This window comes from Cellvibrio sp. GW822-FHT04B05, assembly GCF_058800985.1.
This window is the reverse complement of the sequence record NZ_JBXAMU010000004.1, coordinates 37,883-53,195: the sequence shown is the minus strand read 5'-3', so window position 1 is coordinate 53,195 and position 15,313 is coordinate 37,883. Positions and strand designations below refer to the sequence as shown.

The window sequence follows — 15,313 nt, the reverse complement described above, 5'->3', positions numbered from 1 at the left end:
TGGCAATAAGTATATAAGCAAATAGTATTTTCCCGCTGAAACAAGCTTCAGTTAGGATCAGGAAATTTAAGGCGGGACATTTAGAGTGGGATACCTGGTGGGAGTAAATGATGAGTGCTGATCAGCTTGAAATTATTGCCCATTTGTTTGGGGCGCTCATTGCAGGCGGTGTTGTCGGACTGGAGCGCAGCTATCATGGACGGCCTGCGGGATTTCGCACGCATACTCTCGTATGTCTTGCATCCAGTTTGTTAATGATGATTACCTACTATCAATGGAAGTGGTTGCCTGCTGTACCACCGGATACAGTGCGCGCCGATCCAACCAGAATGGCGCAGGGGATTATGACCGGCATTGGTTTTCTCGGTGCGGGTGTTATTTTCAAGGAAGGTTTGAGTGTTCGCGGGCTGACTACGGCGGCATCGATTTGGATTACTGCGGCAATTGGTATTCTCATCGGCGTTGGTTTTTATTTTCCGGCGATTATCGCCACCATTATGACGGTTAGTGTGTTGTCGCTATTTCGCATCATAGAAGCGAAATTACCCGGCCAATATTACGTGCACCATCAAATCAGTTTTGATCGTGATCGGGTGATGACTGAAAAAGAATTAATTGCACTTTTGCAGCAGCAGGGATTTAGTGTGGCTAATACAAGTTATCGCGTGACGGAAGAAAACCACTTTGAATACCGCATGGTAATCAGGACTGCAGATCTCAATAATGTCTCCCGACTTTCTGATCTGTGGCGAACGCAAGACAATGTACGCGAGTTTCGCATATCGCCTACCGGTGATTAGCGCTGCTTCATCCGAAAACTCTACCGGCTTTTCCCACACTGCCAATACCTCGCAACCTTTCGCACTAAAAATTTCATAACTACTTGATGCCGGGTTTACTGGAAAAGTACCGGGACCGATAGTGGTCGTTCTGGTTGTTCTGCTACAAGATTTCCCAGTGAAAACCTTATAACCATGACCAACAAGATTAGTCGTGTTGGTTTACAAGGGTTTAGTGCTCGCCTACCATGCGTGACAGGCCTGGTATCAGATCGACCAGTTGGTCGAAACCAATTATTGAGAGCTAATAATGAATTCTATTCCCGAAGCCACTATGAATTTTGGCGATGTCGCCCATGCAATCCAACTCGCACTTGCGCCGGTGTTTTTGCTGACTGGTATTGCTGGTTTGCTGAATGTAATGGCGAGTCGCTTGGCGCGAATCATTGATCGTGGGCGCAGCCTTACCGAGCAGGGGCTTCCGCAACATTTTCAAAATCCGGAAACTCTCCATAAAGAACTAAATCGTCTTGAGCGCCGCCGCCATTACGCCAGCTCGGCAATTACTGCCTGTACTTGCTCGGCATTATTGGTGTGTATGGTTGTTGCGGTGATCTTTTTACAGGTGTTATTGCAAGTAGAACTCAAGTGGATAATTAGTGCATTGTTCACCGCATCAACCTTGACCTTGATTGTTGGGCTTGGCTACTTCTTGCGTGAAGTTCATCTTGCTACGCGCACAGTGCGCATCCAGGTAATTGCGCGCGCTAAGTAAATTAATAATATTTCAACTGCGTCGCCTTGCCGTGGAATACGCGATAGGCGAAGAAGGTATAGCCGAGAATAGTGGGCAGCACGACAATCACGCCGTACAAAATAAACATCAGCGATTCCGGCGCGCTGGCGGCTTGCCATATATCCAATCTGTTTGGTACGACATAAGGGTAAAAGCTATAAGCCAAGCCGATAAAACTTAACAGGAAAATCATTGCAGCTGAAGCGAAAGGAATCCAGCAGCCAAAATCATTAGTGTAAGGCGCGCGGCGTAAGTAGCGGTCGGCAATAAAAAACAATACAAAACAAAATACCGGGATTACCCACAACACCATCACCAGCGGTGAGCCAAACCATTTATCAAAAATGGTGCGGCTGACTAATGGATTGACGATAGATACTGCGATAATTCCCAATAACATCAACCATGCGCAGCGACGCGCCCACCACACTGAACGCTTTTGTAATTCACCTTCGGTTTTCATTACCAACCATGCTGCGCCGATAAAGGTATAACCGGCGGTGACGCAAATCGCACTGAGCGCGGCAAACAAATGCGAGGCCACTGTGTCTTCAAAACCCATCACGAACAGGCCGAGCATATAACCCTGTGCCAAAGTGGCGAGCAATGAGCCAACTTGAAATGCGCGGTCCCACAATTCTTTATGATCTTCCGGTGCTTTAGCGCGGAAGTCGAAGGCAACACCACGCAATATCAAACCTGCGAGCATCACGGTTACCGGCAAATACAAATTCAATAAAATCATGCTGTGTGCGAGGGGAAAAGCAATCAATAAAATACCTATGCCCAGCACTAACCAGGTTTCGTTCGCGTCCCAAAATGGACCGATACTGGCGATCATGGTATCGCGCTGCTCTTCGGAATCTTTGGGTAATAAAATTCCGACACCGAGATCGTAGCCATCGAGAATGGCATAAATAAACAGGGCAAGTCCCATCAAGCCAATAAAAATAACAGGGAGCCAAAATGCTTCACCGGACAAAGTGCTGATATCGGTCATGATGTTTTCCTCACAGATTTTTTTCGACCAGTTTTTCTTGCAGTGTGTCAACATGTTCAGGTCGATCCACCAGCACAGATTTTCTTGCCATCACAAACAGTGTGCGGATATAGGCAATTAGCAACACGACATAGAGTGTTAAATAAATCGCGAGTGATGTGCCAACGTTGGTCGCCGGTGTACTGGTAACTGCATCCGCCGTTTTCAATATGTCGGTTACTAACCAGGGCTGGCGGCCGATCTCAGTGACATACCATCCTGAAAGCGTGGCAATCCAACCGGAGAATGTCATGCCGACAAATACTTTGAGCATTAATGGTGATATTTCTTTGTGGCGATAAATTTGCCAGCAGCCGACCCAGGATACCAACAACATCAACATCCCCATCCCCACCATAATACGGAAGCCATAAAATAAAGGTGTAACCGGTGGATGTGCATTGGGAAATTCATTCAAACCTTTGATTTCACCATCAGTGGTATGCGTCAAGATAATGCTCGCCATATTGGGAATTTGGATTGCGTATTTGTTGCTCCGGGTTTCTTCATCCGGGATTGCAAATAGCAACAGCGGAACATTTTTTTCGGTATGCCAGACCGCTTCCATCGCGGCAATTTTTGCGGGCTGATGATGCAATGTGTTGAGGCCGTGCATATCACCCAGAAATATTTGTAAGGGAATTAACAGTGCCGCAGCGGTAATAGCATTTTTGAGTGTGAGTCTTGGTGCGGGTTTGTGATCACCTTTTAAAATACGGTAGGCGGAAATCCCTGCAATTAAAAATGCAGCAGTTAAACCTGATGCAGTCAGCATATGTGCAAGGCGATAGGGCATGGATGGATTAAAAATAATTGCCCACCAATCCAGCGGAAACGCTTTCATGGTGTCGCCGATCTGACGCATTTCAAAACCAGTGGGTGTTTGCATCCAGGAGTTGAGTGCAATAATCCAGAAGGCCGACATGCTGGTACCGAATGCCACCAGGAAAGTCGCGAGCGTGTGAATACGATTGGATACTTTGTTAATGCCGAATAACATAATGCCTAGAAATGTGGCTTCTAAAAAAAATGCCGTTAGTACTTCGTAGCCAAGCAATGGTCCTGCAATATTGCCCACTGTTTCCATATAGCCCGGCCAGTTAGTGCCGAATTGGAAACTCATGGTGATGCCACTGACCACACCCAATGCAAACGTCAGCGCAAATACTTTCACCCAGAAACGATAAGCACGCATCCAGACATCATCGCCGCTGCGGTTGTAACGCACTTTGAAATAAAATAAAAACCAGCAAAGTGCGATTGAAATAGAGGGAAATAAAATATGAAAGGAAATATTGGCAGCAAACTGGATGCGGGAGAGTATGAGTGTTTCGAGCATAAAAGTACCTCGATAAAAATGGAGCAATCCTTTTGATAAGCGTCAGCCGGAGATGTTCTCCGTAGAAATTTAGTGCGTTTGCACTATTGTCATGTTGGGATAGGTTACTTTGTAGTTTCTTTTTTACCGGAACCCAACAATCGATCTTTCATATCCAGTACTTTGCCGATGCTGCTGCCGAGTTTGAGCAGCTTGCCCAAATTGGCAGAATCGAGGCGCTGGATTTCCTGCGTCCACAGGGTAATCATCTCAATCAGCTCGTGCATTTCGCGCATCCGTTCTTGCGCATATTCCTCGTCGGCGTTGGCCGGCGTTTCAATCAGCAAGTTGCGCAAAGTAGAGAGCGTGGGGTCAATTTCCCGTTTGCGGCGCTGTTCAATTAGGATTTTGGCGATATCCCATACATCGCCCGGTGCCGAATAGAACTCGCGGCGTTCCCCTTGGCGATGCTGCAGCTTGACCAGTTCCCAGGACATCAGCTCTTTAAGCCCCATGCTCACGTTGGAGCGCGATATGCCCAGTGCCTCAGTAATGTCATCCGCGCACAGCGGTTCTTTGCTTAATACCAGCAGGGCATACATTTGCCCTACTGTGCGGTTTATTCCCCAGCGACTGCCCATTTCGCCGAAATGAAGGACGCAAGACTGGATCATTGGAGTCAGTTTTTCGGCCATGCTGTACTTCCTGAATTTTCAGTATTTACTGAAATTACAGAATTATTTGATCTGCGTCAAGCAATTTGCCTGTTTGTCAGGCATTGCGGCACGGTTTATTTGAGCATGTAAAAAGGTGATTTTATGTTTGCTTGCGCACCGAGGCAGGGCATTTTTCTGGTTATTGTGAACTCGTTGAATGCCGTTTCCAATCTGATATGAAGGTTATGTGCTAGGTTCGACGCGGTATTTGCTGGAGGGAAATATTTGTTGTGACTCAATAGATAACTCCCATATTGAACTTAATTCATAGAGAGATAATCATCATGAACAAAGATCAAGTGAAAGGCTCAGTGAAGCAGGCTGCCGGTAAAGTGCAGCAAAAAACTGGCGAGGCTATTGGCAGTGAAAAACACCAAGCTAAAGGCATCGCAAAACAAGTTGAAGGTAAGGTCCAAAAAGGGGTTGGTGATTTGAAAGACAATCACAAGTAACCCACTGCTTAAAGTGAAGGAAAACCTGGACATTCTGACGCAATGGATTGCGTTAATCCCGCTAAACTTTCTGCTCTATATTCTTTCGCTCGTATGAAATCTGCTTATTCTGTAATTCAAATCTGAATCTTATTTCCCTATTTTCTCTTTCCATTCGGTGCTATCAATTATTCAATCTACTATACGACCGCACGTTAATTTCTATTTCTGTAGTTAACTTTTATGCCGACATTGGGATTTATTATTGGAAGGACAGAGGGTTATCCCGCATAATTTGCTGAATACCGGGTTTTCCTTTGAGTTTCCGAATGCAAAGTCCGCACTGACAGATATATGCGGATGAATAATGAGTACAGTTATGGCTAATGATGGTTCCAGTCCAGATGTAGAAAATTTCTTAACTGATTGCCAGCAAGCATTTGCAGGACATTTCCTGCAGCGTTTGGTGTTATCTAAATATAAAGGCGCTGATACTGAATTGACCCGCGTCACGATTCGCCCGGTGCAAATTAAAGAACAAACGTTGCTGTCGTTTTTATATGAGTATCGTACGAATCACGTGACTAAAAATCTTGCAATTGACAATGCTATACCACAACTGCAACAGTGGTTGGGAAGTGATTTTTATAATGCCCATATGATTACTGATGAGTGGGAAACTCAATTGAGTTTTAGTAAAAAGGGAAAAGTACTGATTAATAAAAACCGTAATAGGAACCCAGTGCGCGCAACGGAAAAGCAAACAGCATCGCCGGAGCTTGTACATAATCGCAATAAGCTGCGCTATATAGAACAAAATCGACCTTATTTGCGTGAGCTGGGCATCACTGATGCTAATGGTCAAATTATCCCTGCTATGTCGCGTAAGTGGAAACAGATCAATAAATTTATCGAAGTACTCTCAGCGGCTATCCATCACACCGGGCTTGATCAACGCAGTGAGTTGCATATTGCTGATTTTGGCTCAGGTAAAGCCTATTTAACCTTTGCGGTGCATGATTATGTAGCGATGAACCTGGGTGTGAAAACACAGGTGACCGGGGTGGAGTTGCGGCAGGGATTGGTTAATTTATGTAACCAGACTGCGCAGAAATTATCACTGGCGGGAATTAAATTCGAGCAGGGCGATGTACAACATTTTTCTGCACAGGGCATCAATATTATGATTGCCTTGCATGCATGCGATATCGCGACTGACTATGCACTCAATATGGGAGTTCGCACCGGGGCAGAGATCATTATGTGCTCACCCTGTTGCCACAAACAAATCCGTCCACAATTAAAAAGCCCTGCGTTACTTGCACCGGTATTGCAGCATGGCATTCATTTAGGCCAGGAAGCAGAGATGATTACCGATGGCCTGCGTGCATTGCTACTGGAAGCCTATGGCTATGATACACAGGTATTTGAATTTATCTCGCTCGAACATACCAGCAAAAATAAAATGATCCTCGCACAAAAACGTAAAAAGCCGCGCGATAATACTGAAGTCTTACAGCAAATCGCAGCAATCAAGGAATTTTACGGGATTCAGGAGCATTGCCTAGAAAGTCTGTTGCAGGCAGCGCCGGTTTAATTTTCTTGCATAAATAAAAAAGCCCCTGTTGTGCGAATAATCGGGGCTTTTATTTTACTGGTTTTGATTATTTCAAATTCATACAACTTGCGTAATAGCTGACGGTTGCCGGCCAATCTGAAAATACACCAATCACACCGGCGTCTTTCGCCAGCACATGCAATACATTCATCATGTCACCGTCATTATTCAGCGCGGGAGTGATGGTTTGATAATACCAACCGCCACCATTTTTTAACGGACCTGCGCGCTCGAATGACCAGGTAATTATTTTCAATCCGGCTTTTTTAGCATTGGCTGCATAATCTGATGCGATGACTTTGTTGTTTTTGTCCAGCGCAACAAGTGCCCAAAGCGGTGGAGCGACAATTCTGAAACCTTCATCGGCGTACATTTGCAAATCAGCCGCAGTTGGTAAATCGGCGATGCTATTGGCATCATCCAAAAATACGGCTTGTTTGCCAAATTCAGGCTCTTTGCTGATCCAGTAGCGCACATCCTGGATATCAAATGATTGCGGCCACACATCGCGTGCTTTAACGCCTGCTTTGCGATATTCATCAATCATTTGTTGTGCATACATGGCTTGCGTATAAGTGCCATTAAAAGGCATAGCCACGCTGGCTGATTTAAGTTCGGGAGTCATTTTTACGCCGAGTTTTTTAAATAATTGAATACTTTCGGCATGAGTCAGTAATGTGCCTTTATCGGCGTATAAGTCGGTGCGCCATGCAGGAGTGCCTTGTAAGTATTCCGCAGCGGTGGTTGCCTTGGGATTAAATGCATCCATTTTTCCTTGCAGGGTTTTAAATTCGGCGAGTGTGATATCGCTGGTGCAGCAATTTGCACTGGCCGCTTTACCGCTCACCGGATCAAAAGGGGAAAAATTCTGGCTGCATTTACTTGCTAAGGATGAGGTAAGAATATTAGTCGTAGTGTGCAGATCGCATTGCGAATGGCGACAGACGAGTTGTTTATCCTTAGTGAAAGTGACATCGCATTCCAAAATACCTGCGCCCATTTTAGCAGCGGCTTCATAAGACTCTTTGGTGTGTTCAGGAAATTGCAGCGGTGCACCGCGATGGCCAATTGAAAAATTGGTTTTTTTAATTGGATCATTTATGCAGCTCTGCAATTTCTTTTTTAACGCTCCTTCGTCCATGTCATTGATTAAATAAAACGGGCGCGGCCCTAACTGGATACTTGGATTCTTATTATCATATTTGTACCACTGCTCATCCCTGTCGCCGTGGGCGCAGGCGGTAAACGGAATAACAAATATCAACACTAAAGCACTGGTCAGTAAATGGATTGTGCGCAACATGGAAACCTCCTTTTGTAAGTTGGATTGGTCTATAGCGATACAACCCTAGCGAGCGAATATGAAGGTAATTTGCTGATTTTATGACAGCTCTGCGATGGGTGGTGGTTTTGTGTCCTGTTTCGCATTCGTTGGAGTGTCATGAAATACCAGGATTCCGGATTTACGGTAGGTTTGGTGTGACTTCATTGTATGTCGTTTTAAAAATGTTGACTTATTTATTAATGCTCTTGTCGCTCAACTACTTGCCAGCACAAATTGGTGAAGCAAAACCGGTTGCCGATGCATTGGTGAAACAGCTGTGTGAAATCACTGAAAGGTCTGTAGCAGCCGCAAGTTATTATTTTAGTCATCTGCAACAGTTTTGAAATGCGATGGGTGGTTGATCCGGAAAAAGCCTCATGTTCGCGTACCGAGGATAGCAATTTGCTGGTGGTCGGTGGCTTGCCCGTTACCTGTAATCTGACCTTGCCAGTTGCCTGTATTGCTAAAGCGGCGGCGTGTACATCGGGCGTAGGCTTCCAATACAGTAAATACAGTGGCAGGCCAGAGATTAAAGAATCGCTGATGACTGGGCGTATTCAGGCGGCTTACATACTGGCACTGCTGGTGATGGATTTACAGAAATTGCGCGACGATCTTTTGCGTGAACTGGGGATTGAGTGTTAATAAAAAAGCCGGCGTTTGCCGGCTTCTCTTTTTCGGGCAATATACCCTGCAAAAATGATTGTGTTATTCATTAAATGAATAGGGATCGAACCAGAGTGATTTATCATCCAGCGGCGTTTTTTCCGGAAGTCCCGGATTTTCCAGGCGGATTAATGTCCGGTTTTTCAAATTGGCTTTGGTGATTACATCTTTAACAGTGGGATCATTCATAAAGTATTCGTTAAAGCTGCCATCTTCGATCGCAATGCGTAAACCTCGCTCAATCTTTTTGGCCAATTCCGGCTTGTTTTTGCTCACAAAAAAATAAAAAGGATTGGTGTAGGAAATAAGGAGATTTTTTTCCACATCCAGGGCAAGATCGGGATAGCGTTGCATTTCCCCCCAGGGTTCATGTACGCCGCGTGGATAGGCATCAAAACGGCCACCGTCGAGCATGTGAAAAAGCCCTTCGTACTTTAATACCTTTACTACATTCAGTTTATTGGCTTCCAACACGTGGGTATCGGCCCAGAAGCGCCCTTGGCCAAGTGAAACCTTGCGCAGATCCTCCAGGGTTTTTATGTTGTCGAATTTATTCTGGGTGCCCTTCCTGATCATCAATACGCGATACCCCAACAGGCCGCGATACATCGGAATGCGGATTGGAAGCAGTCGCTCTTCAAGGTTTTTGGTTGATGCATACCAGACGACATCCAGCTCATTATCAATCAGCATTTGTACCATGCGCTCTTCGCTCGCATTAGGTACGGCTTCCTGCCACTCATAGTTGCCGGGAACTTTGCTCAGGGCAAGCTTCAACAAGCCTTTGGAATAGGTTTCAATGCCGTTATTGCCCTGCACTAAACGTAATGGTTCTGCATGAACGTAAAGGGATGTTGAAAACAGGTAGGTGAACAGACTTGCGATGAGCCATTTGCGATAGTGAAAGAGCCAACCGAATTGAGCCATTATTTTATTTTCCTCTGCTCGTTAGTGGAATTCCCTAATCCTAGTTTATTTTGGTGCAATTGCATGGAAGTTTTAATATCGAAGAGCGATAAAAAACCACTGCACCCGTTGAGGTTCCATAAGGAAGAGGTGCAGTGGCGAAAGCAGCTTATCGCCTTCACCTACCGTGGCTGACAGTAGGGGAGGGATAAGTGATTGGAAGCAGGTGCATCACCAAATGCCAGAAAAACTGCTGGGGAGTAGTCTTACTGTTATTCGCGCAACGCACCTAAACACGTACAAACCGCTGAGTGGTGATTCAGTTGTTTGTATTGTTAATGGCCGTGTGGGCAGCCATTAACGGCACCGGCGAGTGTGGGCTAACCGGTGCTTACAGCAATCGCCGCTACCTAGTTGTCCTTGTCCGTGGTGGTGGCTGTTTTACTGTTCAGGGTTACAGGCTTTTCATAGGTAAAAGGCTGTAATAATTCATCAGGCTTGCCCTTGCAGGCTTTAGCCAGTAATTCACGACGCTGGGCAAGCAAAATACCAATGGCTTCGCTGTACTGCTCATCAATACCGGGAATATTTTCTTCAATTAGTTGGGTGATATTGGCGGCAAGCTCCAGGTATTTATCGTGCTCTTCTGCGACTTTTTTATCTTCAAACATACTGCCATCCCGATCACATAGCCAAACGGCGATTACTGCCATTGTGTAAATCCTCAAAGTTGTTACTGTTTTTATGTACAGTATAGGTCGGTGAGAAACTTGTCAACCGTTGTGTTGTAAGGTGGGGTATAAGAGGTCGGTACATCATTAGCCGTTAAAAATTCACGCCTGCCCCCAGCACATAGCTGCTGTCTTTAATGCTGCCTAATGAATGTTTGGTTTTGTCGTAGTTATATTTAAACGACAGATGAATATAGTGTGTGAGGTAATAGCGCAGACCTGCACTGCTATTGACGATGTAGTCCACATAATCCAGATAAACATGGGATATTTGCAGGTCGGCAAACGTCTCCAATTTACGATCGAACCAATATTGCTGATAGTCGAGTTTACTGCCCCAGCCATCCACTTCTGTATCAAGTGATCCGCTACGTAGCCAGAGATGGTTGTAGGCGATAATGAGATCCAGCTTGTCCTCGCTTTCACCCCAAAGGCGATAGCCTGGTCCTACACCAACATAAGAATAACGGTTGTGCGTATTACCGCCCTCTTCGCGATAAGTCGAGTCGGTACGCAGCAGCCAGTGTTCATTAAATAAATAGTCGAGTGTGTAATTGTATTCCTCGGTGTCCTCCGAGACTTTGTGGTGTTCCTTATCGCGGTCTACTTCACCTTTAAGTTTGTGGCGCCAGCGCATGGACTCCAGGCTTAGTTCGGTATTGATGTGCAATTTTTCTTTGCGTTGCTCATCGTTATCGACATCCAGTGTGGTCTCCAGCAAGCCGGATTTTTTCCAGTGCGCCTGTGGCGGCGTTAATTTCAGATCGTGGATCGCAATATTTTTTCCATCGACTTTTACGTAGCCTTGTTTGTCACTCTGCTGGATGCGTATTGAATGTGGCTTCAGGTTAATTTGCCAATGTTGTTTTGCATCGGTATGAAAACTTTGGATTGCGTTGCTATCCAGCGAAATTGTTCCCGCATAGGTGGTATTGATTTTCAGCTTGCTATCGGAAACGTCGGTGATATTGCCGCTGATGCGGTCACCGTTGCGCAATAGCACTTCATCCGCCTGCGCAATTGTACAGGCGGTGAAGATTCCGGTCAGACAGATACTGCGGATTATGGTGTTGGCGTTTCGGATTTTTTGCACACCAGCTCTGGGGTATTTTCGCCGAGAATAACTTTTGCTTCGCCTTGATGTTCCCAGAATGAAGTGCCCGCACCTTCGTATTTGCTGCCGCTGGCGGCGGGAACCGACTGCAACTCAATCGCCGAATTATCGCGCTCCAGTACGACGATGCCGGGTTCAGTTGCATAAAAAGTGGCGATCAACAGTAATTGCGGGTTATCGCTACAGGTAAAAGTGATGGGGCCGACTTTGCTGGTTGCCTGATGGTAGTCATGCAAAGCCTGCGGGCTAACTTTGGTAAACGGACGCAATTTTGTGTAGTCAACCGTGTCGTCGCAACTGTTGTCCGTTTCGCAATCGTTCACGCCGTTATTATCGGTGTCCCAGGTGGGATGCAGTCGCACCACCGGTATGGCGGTACTGCTGGAACTTGCAGCATCAACCGAAGGCGTAGAGCTGACGACATTTACCGGCTCGGGGGTTTTAGGGTCGCAAGCGGTAAGTAAAACCGCTAAGCCGCCGAGGGTGATGAGGCGCCAATGTGAATTAAAGTGCATGGTATTCTCCTTATAGCGGACAAGTGTTGTATGTGAGTATATCAGCCGTGGATAATGCCGCATCTTTTTGCCCGCGCAGGATCCATCCGTGTCTGAGTTACCTTCTTCTCCATCTGAAAAACCGGCTCGGCCAAAAAGCCTGCTGCGTTCCAGTCTGCTTACCGGCTCAATGACTATGACCTCGCGGGTGTTGGGTTTGATCCGCGATATTGTGCTGGCGAGCGTTTTAGGTGCGGGTGGGGCGATGGATGCCTTCAGTGTCGCGCAGAAAATCCCTAATTTCTTCCGTCGCTTGTTTGCCGAAGGTGCCTTTTCGCAGGCATTTATTCCGGTGCTGTCCGAGTATCGCGAAAAGGGTTCCCACGCGGCAGTAAAGGAGCTGGTCGATAAAGTCGCCGGTTGCCTCGGCTCTATACTGGTATTGGTGACCCTTGTGGGCGTGATCGGCGCGGCGGGTGTTTCGATCGTTTTCGCACCTGGCTATTTATCCGATCCCGCCAAGTTTGATTTGCTGACCGAACTGGTACGCATTACCTTTCCCTACTTGATGCTGATTTCCCTCACCGGTTTTGCCGGTGCCATCCTCAATAGTTACGACCGCTTTGCCATCCCCGCGATTACCCCGGTTTTCCTCAATGTCTTTATGATCGCCGGCGCGCTGTTGATAACGGATTTTTTCCCCAGCCCCGCTCACGCGTTGGCTTGGAGTATTGTCGTTGCCGGTATTTTTTCGCTGCTGTTCCAATTGCCTTTCTTGCGCCAAATCCATTTATTGCCCTCGCCAAAGCTGGATTGGTCGCATCCCGGCGTAAAGCGTATTTTGGTGTTGATGACACCGGCGCTGTTTGGGGTTTCGGTGAGCCAGCTCAATCTATTGCTGGATACGATCATCGCCACCCAGTTAGGCGATGGCGCGGTGAGCTGGTTGTTCTATTCCGATCGCTTGGTGGAGCTGCCCCTGGGAGTCTTTGGTGTGGCGATTGCGACGGTGATTATGCCGGGCCTGTCGCGCTTGAGTGCGGCGCAATCAGGCGAAAAATTTAGCCAGATGCTGGATTGGGCGATCCGCTTTGTAGTGTTGATCGCGTTGCCGGCCACGCTCGCCCTGGTGATCCTTGCGGAACCTATCCTGTTCACGCTCTTCTATCACGGCGAGATGAAGTTGTCTGACATCCTTATGTCTACTTATAGCTTGAAAGGCTATGCGCTGGGATTATTCGCTTTTATGCTGATCAAAATCCTGGTGCCGGGCTATTTTGCACGGCAGGATATGAAAGCGCCGGTGCGCATCGGGATTATCGCCATAGGCGCCAATATCGTGATGAAGCCGATAGTGGTTATCCCGATGGTGATGCTATGGGGGCTGGGGCATGTCGGCCTGGCATTGACCACGGCGCTGGCCGCTTACGTCAACGCTTATCTGCTTTATCGCGGTCTGCGTCGCCAGCAAATTTATATTCCGGCGAGCAACTGGCCGAGCCTGTGGCTGCGTTACGGCACGGCCAATCTGGCGCTGGTTGCCGCGCTTTTGGGCTTCCTGTACTTCTGGAGTGACTGGCATGATTACGGGGTTATCGAGAGAGTTATCCGCTTGACGATCGTCTGCGTGGCGGGGCTGAGTATCTATGTGTTGATGTTGCTGGCAGTTGGTGTCCGTTTGCGCGATTTCCGCGCGCATCATCAGGGGCACTAAAAGCCGCTTTCATCCTGTATACTTCACGCCTCTTTTTTGGTCGATCTTGGGTTATATCGAGTGCAGGCGCCGGAAACACTACCTTCGCAGACGCGGTCGTTTATTCGCGGGTTATACAACCTGCGTGCATGGCATAAGGGCTGCGTGGCCACCATTGGTTCGTTTGATGGTGCTCATCTTGGGCACCAGGCTGTTCTCCGTCAGTTGATCGCTGTCGCACAGCAGCATCAGTTACCTGCGGTAGCGATAGTGTTTGAACCCCAGCCGCACGAGTTTTTCTCCGGCGACAAAGCCCCCGCGCGCCTGATGCGCCTGCGCGAAAAAGTGCAGGCATTATTGGCTGCGGGCGTGAACCGTGTGTTATGCCTGCAGTTCAACCATGAGCTGCGCAATTTGTCGGCCGATGCGTTCATCGAGAAAGTATTGGTGAATGGCTTGGGTATCAAGCATTTGGTGGTCGGCGATGACTTCCGTTTCGGTTGCGATCGCCGGGGTGATTTCTTCCTGTTGCAGCAAGCGGGCGCCAGGTTCGGATTCGACGTTTCAGACAGCGTCACCCTCAGCGTCGACGGTGAGCGCGTCAGCAGTACGCGCATCCGCCAGTTATTGGAAGCCGGTGATTTTACCGGGGCTGAAAAACTGCTGGGGCATCCCTATACCATCAATGGCCGCGTCGCTTACGGTAAACAGCTGGGGCGCCAGTTGGGTGTGCCAACCGCCAACCTGCACTTGCGTCGCTATCGTTCGCCTCTGCATGGGGTATTTGCGGTTACCGCAAAATTCCGCGATGGCAGCGTCCATCAGGGCGTGGCTAATATCGGTGTGCGCCCGACAGTGAATGGAGTGAGCAAGCCGTTGCTGGAAGTGCATCTGTTTGATTTCTCACGCATGGTTTACGGTGAAATGATTGACGTATCGTTTCACAAGAAATTGCGTGACGAAAAAAAATTTGCATCACTCAATGAGTTGCGTGCGCAATTGCACAGCGATATCGAGCAAGGTAAGGCATTTTTTACTGCGGCGAACAATATCGCACCTAATTAGTCCCTTGCCCGATGTATCAGGAGGCTGTTGCCTGAGAGGGCGCTTAACCTGACCGTGAGAAAGGATTGAGATATGAGCAGCACCTGGCAACAAATCAGTTCGACAGTGGTGGCGGAGTTTTCCGATCTCAAGGATGTAGGCGAATTGACCACTGTCATCGTCCGTCTGTTTATGGCTGCATTATTGGGTGGCATCCTGGGTTTTGAGCGCGAGCAACGCGGCAAAGCGGCGGGAATCAAAACCCATATGTTGGTGGCGATTGGCTCGGCATTATTTGTGTTAATTCCGCTGCAAGCCGGAATTTCAGATGCAGAAATGAGCCGCGTAATGCAGGGAATTATTACCGGTATCGGTTTTCTCGGTGCCGGTGCAATTTTAAAAGGGCATGATGAAAAAGACCTCAAAGGCCTGACGACTGCCGCCGGTATTTGGGTAACCTCTGCAATTGGTGTTGCGGCCGGGTTAGGGCGGGAATCCCTGGCAATAGTGTGTACCTTTTTGGCATTGGTTATTTTGATCGTCATGCCCAAGGTAATTGGTGTACTTGAAGGCAAAAGTGAAACCAGAGACGAGCCCAAAGAGAAGCAATAATATTTGGCAATTTATCGCCAATTCATATTCAA

Annotated in this window: 18 protein-coding genes; 10 read left to right on the top strand and 8 right to left on the bottom strand. The window is 47.5% G+C overall.

The annotated features are described in order from the left end of the window. The first annotated feature begins 107 nt into the window (after positions 1–107). Positions 108–800 carry an MgtC/SapB family protein gene (locus AC1RJL_RS13455; RefSeq protein WP_492914847.1) on the top strand — a complete coding sequence of 231 codons (693 nt, stop codon included), beginning with the start codon at positions 108–110 and terminating at the stop codon, positions 798–800. 289 nt (positions 801–1,089) lie between these two features. Then, positions 1,090–1,554, top strand: a complete 465-nt coding sequence (locus AC1RJL_RS13450) for a DUF2721 domain-containing protein (RefSeq protein ID WP_492914845.1) — start codon at positions 1,090–1,092, stop codon at positions 1,552–1,554. A 1-nt stretch (position 1,555) separates the two neighbouring features. Here the strand turns inward: AC1RJL_RS13450 and AC1RJL_RS13445 are convergent, their stop codons facing one another. From AC1RJL_RS13445 to AC1RJL_RS13435, 3 genes are all read right to left on the bottom strand, one after another. Next, positions 1,556–2,575, bottom strand: a complete 1,020-nt coding sequence (locus AC1RJL_RS13445) for a cytochrome d ubiquinol oxidase subunit II (RefSeq protein WP_492914843.1) — start codon at positions 2,573–2,575, stop codon at positions 1,556–1,558. 10 nt (positions 2,576–2,585) lie between these two features. Continuing rightward, entirely contained in the window at positions 2,586–3,953 is a 1,368-nt protein-coding gene (locus AC1RJL_RS13440; protein WP_492914841.1) for a cytochrome ubiquinol oxidase subunit I, read from the bottom strand. A 104-nt stretch (positions 3,954–4,057) separates the two neighbouring features. After that, positions 4,058–4,627 carry a GbsR/MarR family transcriptional regulator gene (locus AC1RJL_RS13435; protein ID WP_492914839.1) on the bottom strand — a complete coding sequence of 190 codons (570 nt, stop codon included), beginning with the start codon at positions 4,625–4,627 and terminating at the stop codon, positions 4,058–4,060. 305 nt (positions 4,628–4,932) lie between these two features. Here AC1RJL_RS13435 and AC1RJL_RS13430 point away from each other — a divergent pair, with 305 nt between their 5' ends. The 3 genes from AC1RJL_RS13430 (at position 4,933) to AC1RJL_RS13420 (ending at position 6,676) form a co-directional block, all read left to right on the top strand. Then, positions 4,933–5,100 (top strand): CsbD family protein, encoded by a 168-nt coding sequence (locus tag AC1RJL_RS13430; protein ID WP_492914837.1) that lies wholly within the window; start codon positions 4,933–4,935, stop codon positions 5,098–5,100. Between the two features lie 244 nt (positions 5,101–5,344). Next, entirely contained in the window at positions 5,345–5,443 is a 99-nt protein-coding gene (locus tag AC1RJL_RS13425) for a DUF1731 domain-containing protein (protein ID WP_492914835.1), read from the top strand. Between the two features lie 3 nt (positions 5,444–5,446). Further along, the gene (locus AC1RJL_RS13420; protein WP_492914833.1) at positions 5,447–6,676 is read left to right on the top strand and encodes a class I SAM-dependent methyltransferase; all 1,230 of its coding nucleotides are present in this window, start codon (positions 5,447–5,449) and stop codon (positions 6,674–6,676) included. A gap of 67 nt (positions 6,677–6,743) precedes the next feature. Here AC1RJL_RS13420 and AC1RJL_RS13415 read toward each other — a convergent pair whose 3' ends face one another. Next, the gene (locus tag AC1RJL_RS13415) at positions 6,744–8,000 is read right to left on the bottom strand and encodes a glycerophosphodiester phosphodiesterase family protein (RefSeq protein ID WP_492914831.1); all 1,257 of its coding nucleotides are present in this window, start codon (positions 7,998–8,000) and stop codon (positions 6,744–6,746) included. An 80-nt stretch (positions 8,001–8,080) separates the two neighbouring features. On the opposite strand from AC1RJL_RS13415, the gene AC1RJL_RS13410 reads away from it, so the two are divergent. After that, positions 8,081–8,365 (top strand): hypothetical protein, encoded by a 285-nt coding sequence (locus AC1RJL_RS13410; RefSeq protein WP_492914829.1) that lies wholly within the window; start codon positions 8,081–8,083, stop codon positions 8,363–8,365. A gap of 1 nt (position 8,366) precedes the next feature. After that, positions 8,367–8,666 carry a hypothetical protein gene (locus AC1RJL_RS13405; protein WP_492914827.1) on the top strand — a complete coding sequence of 100 codons (300 nt, stop codon included), beginning with the start codon at positions 8,367–8,369 and terminating at the stop codon, positions 8,664–8,666. A gap of 63 nt (positions 8,667–8,729) precedes the next feature. On the opposite strand, the gene AC1RJL_RS13400 is transcribed toward AC1RJL_RS13405, so the two are convergent. The 4 genes from AC1RJL_RS13400 to AC1RJL_RS13385 all read right to left on the bottom strand — a co-directional run bounded on the left by AC1RJL_RS13400 (position 8,730) and on the right by AC1RJL_RS13385 (position 11,953). Beyond that, a complete protein-coding gene (locus tag AC1RJL_RS13400) occupies positions 8,730–9,614 on the bottom strand; it encodes a substrate-binding periplasmic protein (protein ID WP_492914825.1) in 885 nt (294 codons plus the stop codon). 389 nt (positions 9,615–10,003) lie between these two features. Beyond that, on the bottom strand, positions 10,004–10,306 hold the full coding sequence (locus AC1RJL_RS13395) for a YebG family protein (protein ID WP_435782683.1): 303 nt from the start codon (positions 10,304–10,306) through the stop codon (positions 10,004–10,006). 112 nt (positions 10,307–10,418) lie between these two features. Then, a complete protein-coding gene (locus AC1RJL_RS13390; protein WP_492914823.1) occupies positions 10,419–11,417 on the bottom strand; it encodes a DUF481 domain-containing protein in 999 nt (332 codons plus the stop codon). Beyond that, positions 11,387–11,953, bottom strand: a complete 567-nt coding sequence (locus tag AC1RJL_RS13385) for an MliC family protein (RefSeq protein WP_492914821.1) — start codon at positions 11,951–11,953, stop codon at positions 11,387–11,389. Before AC1RJL_RS13385 ends, AC1RJL_RS13390 begins: the two co-directional genes overlap by 31 nt. Positions 11,954–12,041: 88 nt before the next feature. Here AC1RJL_RS13385 and murJ point away from each other — a divergent pair, with 88 nt between their 5' ends. From murJ to AC1RJL_RS13370, 3 genes are all read left to right on the top strand, one after another. Then, positions 12,042–13,646, top strand: a complete 1,605-nt coding sequence (gene murJ, locus AC1RJL_RS13380) for a murein biosynthesis integral membrane protein MurJ (RefSeq protein ID WP_492914819.1) — start codon at positions 12,042–12,044, stop codon at positions 13,644–13,646. 60 nt (positions 13,647–13,706) lie between these two features. Continuing rightward, entirely contained in the window at positions 13,707–14,690 is a 984-nt protein-coding gene (gene ribF, locus AC1RJL_RS13375; protein WP_492914816.1) for a bifunctional riboflavin kinase/FAD synthetase, read from the top strand. Between the two features lie 72 nt (positions 14,691–14,762). Next, positions 14,763–15,281 (top strand): MgtC/SapB family protein, encoded by a 519-nt coding sequence (locus tag AC1RJL_RS13370; RefSeq protein ID WP_492914814.1) that lies wholly within the window; start codon positions 14,763–14,765, stop codon positions 15,279–15,281. The last annotated feature ends 32 nt before the right edge of the window (positions 15,282–15,313 follow it).

What these genes read in the sequence shown, in the direction of transcription:
- AC1RJL_RS13410 (WP_492914829.1), top strand. Translation starts at nt 8,081, where the DNA reads ATGACAGCTCTGCGATGGGTGGTGGTTTTGTGTCCTGTTTCGCATTCG.
- AC1RJL_RS13370 (WP_492914814.1), top strand. Translation starts at nt 14,763, where the DNA reads ATGAGCAGCACCTGGCAACAAATCAGTTCGACAGTGGTGGCGGAGTTT.
- AC1RJL_RS13430 (WP_492914837.1), top strand. Translation starts at nt 4,933, where the DNA reads ATGAACAAAGATCAAGTGAAAGGCTCAGTGAAGCAGGCTGCCGGTAAA.
- AC1RJL_RS13445 (WP_492914843.1), bottom strand. Translation starts at nt 2,575, where the DNA reads ATGACCGATATCAGCACTTTGTCCGGTGAAGCATTTTGGCTCCCTGTT.
- AC1RJL_RS13450 (WP_492914845.1), top strand. Translation starts at nt 1,090, where the DNA reads ATGAATTCTATTCCCGAAGCCACTATGAATTTTGGCGATGTCGCCCAT.
- AC1RJL_RS13440 (WP_492914841.1), bottom strand. Translation starts at nt 3,953, where the DNA reads ATGCTCGAAACACTCATACTCTCCCGCATCCAGTTTGCTGCCAATATT.
- AC1RJL_RS13415 (WP_492914831.1), bottom strand. Translation starts at nt 8,000, where the DNA reads ATGTTGCGCACAATCCATTTACTGACCAGTGCTTTAGTGTTGATATTT.
- AC1RJL_RS13395 (WP_435782683.1), bottom strand. Translation starts at nt 10,306, where the DNA reads ATGGCAGTAATCGCCGTTTGGCTATGTGATCGGGATGGCAGTATGTTT.
- AC1RJL_RS13400 (WP_492914825.1), bottom strand. Translation starts at nt 9,614, where the DNA reads ATGGCTCAATTCGGTTGGCTCTTTCACTATCGCAAATGGCTCATCGCA.
- AC1RJL_RS13435 (WP_492914839.1), bottom strand. Translation starts at nt 4,627, where the DNA reads ATGGCCGAAAAACTGACTCCAATGATCCAGTCTTGCGTCCTTCATTTC.
- AC1RJL_RS13385 (WP_492914821.1), bottom strand. Translation starts at nt 11,953, where the DNA reads ATGCACTTTAATTCACATTGGCGCCTCATCACCCTCGGCGGCTTAGCG.
- AC1RJL_RS13455 (WP_492914847.1), top strand. Translation starts at nt 108, where the DNA reads ATGATGAGTGCTGATCAGCTTGAAATTATTGCCCATTTGTTTGGGGCG.
- AC1RJL_RS13405 (WP_492914827.1), top strand. Translation starts at nt 8,367, where the DNA reads ATGCGATGGGTGGTTGATCCGGAAAAAGCCTCATGTTCGCGTACCGAG.
- AC1RJL_RS13420 (WP_492914833.1), top strand. Translation starts at nt 5,447, where the DNA reads ATGAGTACAGTTATGGCTAATGATGGTTCCAGTCCAGATGTAGAAAAT.